At 66.6% G+C, this 7,899-nt stretch carries 11 protein-coding genes; 5 read left to right on the top strand and 6 right to left on the bottom strand.

Going from position 1 to position 7,899, the window contains the following annotated elements; genetic code table 11:
• Positions 1-158: 158 nt before the first annotated feature.
• The 6 genes from Q8P38_01520 to moaC all read right to left on the bottom strand — a co-directional run bounded on the left by Q8P38_01520 (position 159) and on the right by moaC (position 4,522).
• Positions 159-344: a hypothetical protein gene (locus tag Q8P38_01520; GenBank protein ID MDP4013293.1), complete on the bottom strand. Its 186-nt coding sequence runs from the start codon at positions 342-344 to the stop codon at positions 159-161.
• A gap of 169 nt (positions 345-513) precedes the next feature.
• Complete coding sequence (locus Q8P38_01515) at positions 514-756, bottom strand: MoaD family protein (GenBank protein ID MDP4013292.1); 243 nt, start codon at positions 754-756, stop codon at positions 514-516.
• Positions 753-1,994: a putative sulfate/molybdate transporter gene (locus tag Q8P38_01510; protein MDP4013291.1), complete on the bottom strand. Its 1,242-nt coding sequence runs from the start codon at positions 1,992-1,994 to the stop codon at positions 753-755. Before Q8P38_01510 ends, Q8P38_01515 begins: the two co-directional genes overlap by 4 nt.
• A 7-nt stretch (positions 1,995-2,001) precedes the next feature.
• Complete coding sequence (moaA, locus tag Q8P38_01505) at positions 2,002-2,994, bottom strand: GTP 3',8-cyclase MoaA (GenBank protein ID MDP4013290.1); 993 nt, start codon at positions 2,992-2,994, stop codon at positions 2,002-2,004.
• Entirely contained in the window at positions 2,991-4,058 is a 1,068-nt protein-coding gene (locus tag Q8P38_01500) for a molybdopterin-binding protein (GenBank protein ID MDP4013289.1), read from the bottom strand. Before Q8P38_01500 ends, moaA begins: the two co-directional genes overlap by 4 nt.
• Positions 4,055-4,522: a cyclic pyranopterin monophosphate synthase MoaC gene (gene moaC / locus Q8P38_01495; protein ID MDP4013288.1), complete on the bottom strand. Its 468-nt coding sequence runs from the start codon at positions 4,520-4,522 to the stop codon at positions 4,055-4,057. Before moaC ends, Q8P38_01500 begins: the two co-directional genes overlap by 4 nt.
• 66 nt (positions 4,523-4,588) lie before the next feature.
• Here moaC and Q8P38_01490 point away from each other — a divergent pair, with 66 nt between their 5' ends.
• The 5 genes from Q8P38_01490 to Q8P38_01470 all read left to right on the top strand — a co-directional run.
• Positions 4,589-5,500: an NTP transferase domain-containing protein gene (locus Q8P38_01490; GenBank protein ID MDP4013287.1), complete on the top strand. Its 912-nt coding sequence runs from the start codon at positions 4,589-4,591 to the stop codon at positions 5,498-5,500.
• 49 nt (positions 5,501-5,549) lie between these two features.
• A complete protein-coding gene (locus Q8P38_01485; GenBank protein MDP4013286.1) occupies positions 5,550-6,758 on the top strand; it encodes a molybdopterin molybdotransferase MoeA in 1,209 nt (402 codons plus the stop codon).
• 92 nt (positions 6,759-6,850) lie between these two features.
• Positions 6,851-7,060, top strand: a complete 210-nt coding sequence (locus tag Q8P38_01480; protein MDP4013285.1) for a hypothetical protein — start codon at positions 6,851-6,853, stop codon at positions 7,058-7,060.
• Positions 7,057-7,437 (top strand): hypothetical protein, encoded by a 381-nt coding sequence (locus Q8P38_01475; protein ID MDP4013284.1) that lies wholly within the window; start codon positions 7,057-7,059, stop codon positions 7,435-7,437. The genes Q8P38_01480 and Q8P38_01475 overlap by 4 nt, the downstream gene beginning before the upstream one ends.
• A 237-nt stretch (positions 7,438-7,674) precedes the next feature.
• Positions 7,675-7,899: ATP-binding cassette domain-containing protein (locus tag Q8P38_01470; GenBank protein ID MDP4013283.1), on the top strand; the 225-nt coding region annotated here is incomplete at its 3' end.

Below are 7,899 nucleotides of genomic sequence, written 5' to 3'. Positions count from 1 at the left end.
GATCAACATCACGCCACGACCCCCCGGCCCGCAACCGCACCGGCCCCGGCGACGACTCAGTAGTAAGCGACCCATCCGGACGAACCCACGTCAACGAATCAGCGGTCGTACGCGACCGAACCAAAACCGGCTTACCAGACCGCGCCGCCTCAACAGCTTCAGACAGAGACCCCCCCCCCAGCGGAATCGGGACCATCAAGATCGGGCTGCCCATCCTCAGCGGCGGCAGGCGAAGACACGCCCACGCCAACAGCAGGCGGCGCCGACAACAAGCCCACGACCAACGCCCCGCCGACCACAGCCATCAACAGCGGCAAACCGCCCCACCGAGCCTGACTGGACATCCTGAACCTCCCCGTAACCGCGACACACCAACACCGCGAGTGCCAATCAGAACACGACCAGTCAGGGCACTGTCAAGCGATTCACCAACATCCGCACCGATTTGGAACAGCGCGTCACCTACGAAACGGCGTGTCCCCCACCGCCTCCACCCTTGCGGCCGCTCCGGAACTAGCCGCCAGCGAATGGCGGAAGCACATCGACCACAGCGCCGTCAGGCAGTGACTCGCCACCGGACGCGTCGACTCGACGACCGTCGACAAGCAGGGTGCAGGTTGCCAGCACCCTGCCGAACCTCTCTCCGTGGGTCTTCACGAGTACTCCGATCAGCTCCGGAACCGTACCCGCCTCGACCTCGACGGACGGACTTCCAGCAGCATCCCGAGCGGCGGCGAAGAGCCTGACTTGGATCATGGTTTCGTCTCCGCTGATAGGTCCGCTTCGACCTGCCCGGCATCGCCGTCAGACGCGACGCTCCGCCTGCGCGCCGACCATTGGATGATCGCGGACGCGACCAGCCCGATCACCATCGCGGGAGCGAGATTCCACAGCACGCCGATCACGCCGACGCCCAGAGCGATGGCCCAAGCGGCAGTCCCCGACAAGTCACGCAGCAGCATCATGTGAGCGACGCCAGCGACCATCAGCAAGGCCGCGAGGACGAACAGCGGGAACGCGGGCAGGACGTTCGCGAGCTCGTTTCCGAACCCGATGGCCATCACGAGCAGCGCCGCCCCGATCAGCAGCGGCGCCCGCCAAGTCCTGGCCCCGAATGTGTAGTGAGCCGTCATTCCGCCCGCTCCATGGCAAACGGGCATGCCACTGATCGCACCGGCCAGGATGTTGGTCGACCCCAGCGTGCGGGCGAGCCTCCCGGGAGTGACGCGTTCGGCAGCATCGCCGAAGTAGATGCGCGCGGCATCGGCTGGCGCCAGACAAGAGTTGGCGAACGTCAGCGGAAGCTGCGGAAGCACGAGCAGAACTGCCGCGGTAGCGAACGCATCGAACGACAGCGTGGGCATCGATATCGCTGCCGGACCGAAAGCCAGCCCGCTTCCGGCGGCAACGACAGCCACCGCAATAGCCAGGACCACGACGACGAGGATGATCCGGCCCCGAAGGATGACCAGCAGCCCGAACAAGACCAGCGCGGCCAGAAGGAGGGCCGGCTGCGGAGCCTGGTCAGTGAACGCGGGCTGGGGCGAAGTCGCCAGACCCCAAGCCACCTTGAGGAAAAGCAGCCCGACGGACAACTGGATTCCGCGGATCACCGGTATCGGGAACCACCGGGCAGCCCGGTTGATCCAGTCGCCGGTGCCCAGAAGCAGGAAGATCACGCCCATCAGGATCGAACCAGCGGCGATGACGTCCGGCACCGCACCGGCGGCGATGGCCACAGCGCCGAATGCCTTCAAAGGCTGGACGGCCACCGGGACCCTGTAGACAACGGCAACAACCAAGTACGCCAGGGCGGCAGGTAGCAGAACTGCCGTCGGCCCGAGGCCATTGGCCACGATCAGCGCGACGGCGATGGGAATCAGCACGCCCAGATCGGCCACCGAGCCAGATGCCTCATGCCACCAGAGCCGTGCCCGGTCCCCCCGGACGCCCGGCGAGGGCCGGACTTCAGCTCCGCGTGTGATCGTCGCCACCGGCCAATCACCCGCCGATCGATGACATCGGCCGCGCTGGTTGCAGGAACCCGCCCTTGTCCATGCCGTGGCCCGCGCGCTTGCGCGAGACGGATGAAACCATCGCGGCCGCGACCTCATCGTCAGACGCCCCAGCTCGAAGCAGGCCGCGCAGGTCGGTCTCCTCGTGTGCGAACAAGCAGTTTCGCCACTGCCCGTCAGCCGTTAGCCTCACGCGATCACAGGCACCGCAGAACGGCCTGGTCACCGATGCCACGATGCCGACAGTCGCCGGTCCGTCGTCAACCACCCACTCCTCGGCAGGGGCCGAACCGCGACCCGGAAGCGGAGTGAGCTCGTACCCCGCATCCGTGAGCATCTGGAGGATCTCGGCGCCGTCAACCATCTCGTCCCGGTCCCACACCTTGTGCGGGTCCAGCGGCATCTGCTCAATGAAGCGCAGAAGCAGTCCATCAGCTATAGCCCAAGCGAGCATCTCGGGAGCTTCATGATCGTTGACCCCGCGGATCAACACAGTGTTGATCTTGACCGGGCGCAGCCCAGCGGCCCTCGCCGCCGATACTCCGGCGAGAGTGTCCACGAGCCGATCCCTCATAGTCAGTCGGCGGAAAGTGTGACGGTTCAATGTGTCCAGGCTGACGTTGACGCGTGACAAGCCCGCATCGGCCAGCGGAGAGGCCAGCCCGGGCAGCCGCATGCCGTTCGTGGTCAGCGAGATCTCCGGAGCGTTCGGCAACCCAGCGAGATGGGCGACGATCTCCACTACGTCCGGCTTCAGCAGAGGCTCGCCTCCGGTCAACCTCACCTCGCGCACACCCAAGCCGACAGCGATCTGGACCAACCGCAGGAGTTCCTCCGTCGTGATCATGTCCTTGGATGGCAACCACGGCAGCCCCTCAGCGGGCATGCAGTATCGGCATCGCAGCGAGCAGCGATCGGTCAGGGACACCCGCAAGTCCCGGTGGACACGGCCGAGGCCGTCGAGAAGCCTCATAGTCATGCGCAATTCACCCATTCCTCTGAGCCGTCCGGGAAGCGCTGCAGCTTCCACACGGGCAGGCGGAGCTTCACCTCATCGACAAGCCATTGGCAGGCCGCGAAAGCCTCGGACCGGTGGGCGGCGGAAGCGGCAGCCGAGAAGGCCAGGTCACCAATGCCAAGTTCTCCGACACGATGTTGTGCGGCGGCGGCCAGGACTCCGGGACGTGTTCGGGCTTCAGCGACGACCTTCCGCAGGATCTCTTGCGCGTCTGGGTGGCCCTCGTACCGCAGACTCACGACCGGCCGGCCGTGGTCGTGATCGCGGACCCGCCCTTCGAATACGACCGCTGCCCCGGCATCCTTACGAGCCACGGCCTGCGCGACAGCGGCGGGGTCCAACTCGGTCTCGCTGACGATCGCGGCTTCAGTGTGCTCATCTGGGGCATCCGCTGATCGGGCCGTCGAAGCCGATCGGGCCGTCGAAGCGGCCGTTTCTGACAGAAACGCCTCGAAGGGTACAGACGCGCCCGTTACAACGCCCGTTTCTTCACTTAGCGGCCGTTTCTGCGTCTGGGGGGCGGCGGGGGCGCCGTTCGCATGAGGGTGAGCCGGGTGCTTGCCGCCGTCAATCATGGCCAGCGCGTGGGCCAGGAGCGGACCAATGACTGCCATACCGTCGCGAACCGCGCCAGGGCTTCCCGGCAGAGTGACCACGATCGACTTGTCCACGATCCCGGCCGTCGCCCTCGAGAGATCCGCCATGGGCACCCGCTCGCGAGCCGCCGCCCGCATCGCTTCACCGATGCCGGGCAGTTCAGCCGCGACGACATCCCTCACAGCCTCTGGCGTCACGTCGCGTGGGCCAATCCCCGTACCGCCGTTGCAGATCACAACTCGGGCGCCGCGCGCAACCGCCGCGCGCAGAGCGAACGCGATCTCGGACCGGTCGTCTGGCACTACTTCAGCAGCGCCAACCACGAAACCCAGGTCAGCGAGTCCGGCCACGGCTATGGGGCCTGACTTGTCCTCGGCGCGGCCGCCGGACACGGAATCGGAACATGTGATGACGGCGGCCTCGGTCATCTGTGCCAGCTCCCAGACTTGCCGCCGGCCTTCTCCTCGACTCGAACATCGGTGATGGCCGCGAGCGGATCGACGGCCTTCACCATGTCGATCACCGTCAAGCCAGCGACGGCCACCGCCGTCAGAGCTTCCATCTCGACGCCAGTTCTGTCAGCCGTGGTCACACGCGCCTCGATGGTCACCCGCCCAGTGGCGGCATCGACCTCAAGGTCAACCGCGACTGAATGCAGGGCTATGGGGTGGCATAGGGGGACAAGGTCCGGCGTGCGTTTGGCGGCCATGATCCCGGCCACGCGGGCGACCGCGATGACGTCACCCTTGGGAACGCTGCCAGTCGCGATGTGTTCGGCAGCCGCGGTCTCGACTACCCCAGTCGCTCGGGCTGTGCGCACTGAGATGGGCTTCGACGCGACATCGACCATGCGGGCCTGGCCACGTTCATCGACGTGAGTGAGTCTGGGCACGTCCCCTCCAGTACGTTGGTATAAGTGTGCCTCTGCTGATCCGCATCCGGGAAGCCTCACAGTGCCATGAGCGAACGTGACATAGGTAACTGGACAGCCATCATCCTCACCGGCGGCGGCAGTACCAGGCTCGGACAGGACAAGTCAGCCGCGACAGTGTGGGGAAGGTCACTCCTCGATCACGTCCTTGCCTCTCTCCCGCCTGAAGTTCCGGTCGTCGTCGTAGGGCCCGCGCCGAAACAACCGGTCCGCGACGTCGCCGTCACCCGGGAGAACCCCCCGGGAGGCGGGCCGGTCGCCGCGATCGCCGCCGGGCTGGAACTGGTCACCCACGACGTTGTAGCGGTCATCGCCACCGACATGCCCTTCAGCGGAGGTTTCGTGAGCCAACTGGCGCAAGACCTAGCTTGCCGGATCGAGCGGGACTCAGCGGCCAGCGGAAACGAACAAGGCACTCCGGACGCGCTCATCCCGGCCGATGCGGCAGGCAGAAGCCAGCCACTATGCGCCGCGTACCGCAGAAACGCCCTGCGGGCGGCGATACGCGCGCTAGGCGACCCGGCGGGGCAGTCGGTCAGGGCGGTACTCAGCTCGATAACGACAGCGAGCGTGCCGCCTCCGGACGGTACGGAACTACTCATGGACGTGGACTCCCCAGCAGATCTCGCTACGGCCCGCGACTCCAGCCCAGCTATTGTCTACCGGGAGGGGCACGACGATCTGTCCCCGATAACGCTAGGAGTGGACGCGATGTTGTCAGATTGGATCGCAGCGGTTCAAAGCGAGCTGGGGCTCGACGCGGATGTCAACCTGGACGCGATCCTGGACGTGGCGAAGGACACCGCGCACGGCGTCACGCGACCAGCCGCCCCTGTAACGACGTACCTTCTGGGTTGCGCGGTCGCTGCCGGAGCTGACGTCCAAGAGGCGGCCGCATCGATCCGGGCTCTGGCGACCCAGTGGCAAGCTGAAGAGTGACGCCGATGCCGAGCCACCAGATCCGGCACCGCCCCAAATCGACATCGCGGTGACTGGGCAACCGCTCAAGGCCCCGGCGTGGGCGGACGCGAGGGCCGCCGCCCGGGCCGCCCGTCCAGTGCCGAGCGAAGCCGTTGACTTCGCTGACCTCGACAAGCGCGTGCTGTCTGACGACCTGCTGGCACTGACGCCGTTACCCGCATTCGCCACCTCGGCGATGGACGGGTGGGCGGTCAGCGGTGACGGGCCTTGGCGCGTCGTCGGGCAGAACCTCGCGGGTTCTTCGCCGGAGCAAGGGCTCGCGCCAGGCTCCGCAGTCGTTATAGCGACCGGAGCTGAACTCCCGGCCGGCACGGATCGGATCGTTCGCCGCGAACACGGCAGCGTTTCCGGCGCGGTCCTGCGAACCGATGTCGAGCCCCGAACCGACATCCGTCCTGCCGGCGAGGAATGCCAGCAGGGCGAAGTCTTGGCCCGCGCCGGCCAGAGCATGACACCTGCCCTGATCGGGCTCCTGGCAGCGGCCGGTCACGACTCCCCCATCCAGGTCCGCCGTCGGCCCGTCGCCCAACTGCTCATCCTCGGCGACGAGTTGCTGACGAGCGGGATCTCCCACGACGGGAAGGTGCGCGACTCCCTGGGTCCTCAAGTGCCCCCGCTGCTGTCGCGATTGGGAGCGAAGGTCACGGGGACGACACGAGTCCAGGACCGGCTGGCCGACCATATGTCGGCTCTGTCTGACGCAAGCGCCCAGTGCGATTTCGTCGTGACCACCGGAGGCACCGCAGCCGGGCCCGTCGACTTCCTGCACCAGGCGATCGTCGAACTCGGCGGCGAACTGGTCGTTGACCAAGTGGCCGTGCGTCCGGGCCATCCGATGCTCCTGGCCCGCTTGTCCGCGCCGACTCGGCCCGGCAGCGGGTCAACGGTTCCTGACGACGTGTGGCTGCTAGGGCTGCCGGGTAACCCACAAAGCGCGATCGTCGGACTGCTCACGCTGGGACAGCCGCTAATCGACTCCCTGCTCGGGCGCCCGGCCGCCGAGCTGGATCGCGTCGTCGCCCAAGAGCCCATCACAGCGCCGCGGCACGAGACACGGCTCTTCGTAGGCACAGCAGTCGGTGGGCGGTTCTCCCCATCAGCCCATCTCGGATCGGCGATGCTGCGCGGCCTCGCCTCAGCGACCGGGTTCGCCGTCGTGCCGCCCGGGGGGGCCCAGACGGGCATGGACCTGGAGTGGCTGCCGCTGCCCGGATAGCGAGCGGCCCTGGGAGACAACGTCAGCGAACATTCATCGCCGGCAACGAGGCTCTCCGGATTGCGCGTCGAGTGCGGGCTAGACTACGCTGGATGAAGCCACGCAAATACCGGGAGATAGCAAAGGTGCTGACTGGCCTGGGATGCACTCGTAGGCAAGGCAAGGGCGACCATGAGGTGTGGACTTGTCCATGCGGCGCTCACCGAACAGTGCTGACGCAGAAGCGGGAAATCAGCGCGGGGGTGCTGCGGACCTCGGCCAGGCGACTGGCCTGCATCTCAGGAGAAGGGTGGTGGAAATGAGCAAAGTGGACTACACCGCTGAGGTCACCCGTGAGGGTCGCTGGTGGGTCGCCCAGGTGGCTCCGATCGACTACGCGACCCAATGTCGTCGGCTCTCTGACATGCGACGCCAAGTGGCCGACCTGGTGGAGACCGTCACCGGGGAAGCGGTGGATCCCGGTTCGATCAAGTTGGACGTGCGGCTACCCGGCACGGCGCAAGCGTCCTGGGACGAGGCCCTGCGGCTACGCGAAACAGCTGCGGCGACCCAGGCCAAAGCGGCTGCCCAAGCTCGGGTCGCGGCCAAGGATCTCGCGGACGCCGGGCTATCGGTTCGTGATATCGGTACAGCGCTAGGGGTTTCCTTCCAGCGAGCTCACCAACTGATCAGTGGCTGACCAGGCCGACCTCCGGACCGCATCGGAGGCTCCTCCTGTGTCGTGTGGGGCTGGCCCAGGTTGACTTCGGTCGTACTGACCACGCGCCTGACCCGACGTTCTGTGAGCGGGGCAGTTGTCTTCCCTTGTGTGGCGAGGTTCCGACGCGAACCCCCGCGAGGCCTGCCATGATCCAAGGCGATGGCTCGATCGGCCCACCCCGACGGGCCACAGGCCACGCGCGGTTTGGAGTAAGTCATGACTGGAGAGGTCCTGGCATCGTTGTCAGGAGTCACCAAGATCTATGGAGCGGGCGAGGCCCAGGTCAACGCCCTGAACGACGTCAATCTTGAGCTGTACTCCCGTGAAGTCGTCGTGATCCTCGGCCCGTCCGGGTCGGGCAAGACGACGTTGCTGAACGTCATCGGCGGCATCGAGTCGGCCACGGGTGGGCAGGTCGTCATCAACGGCCAGAACTTGGTC

It is taken from the genome of Candidatus Nanopelagicales bacterium (assembly GCA_030700225.1).
GTDB lineage: Bacteria > Actinomycetota > Actinomycetes > S36-B12.
Note: the sequence above shows the minus strand (reverse complement) of the source record. Positions and strands in the feature narration are given on the sequence as shown.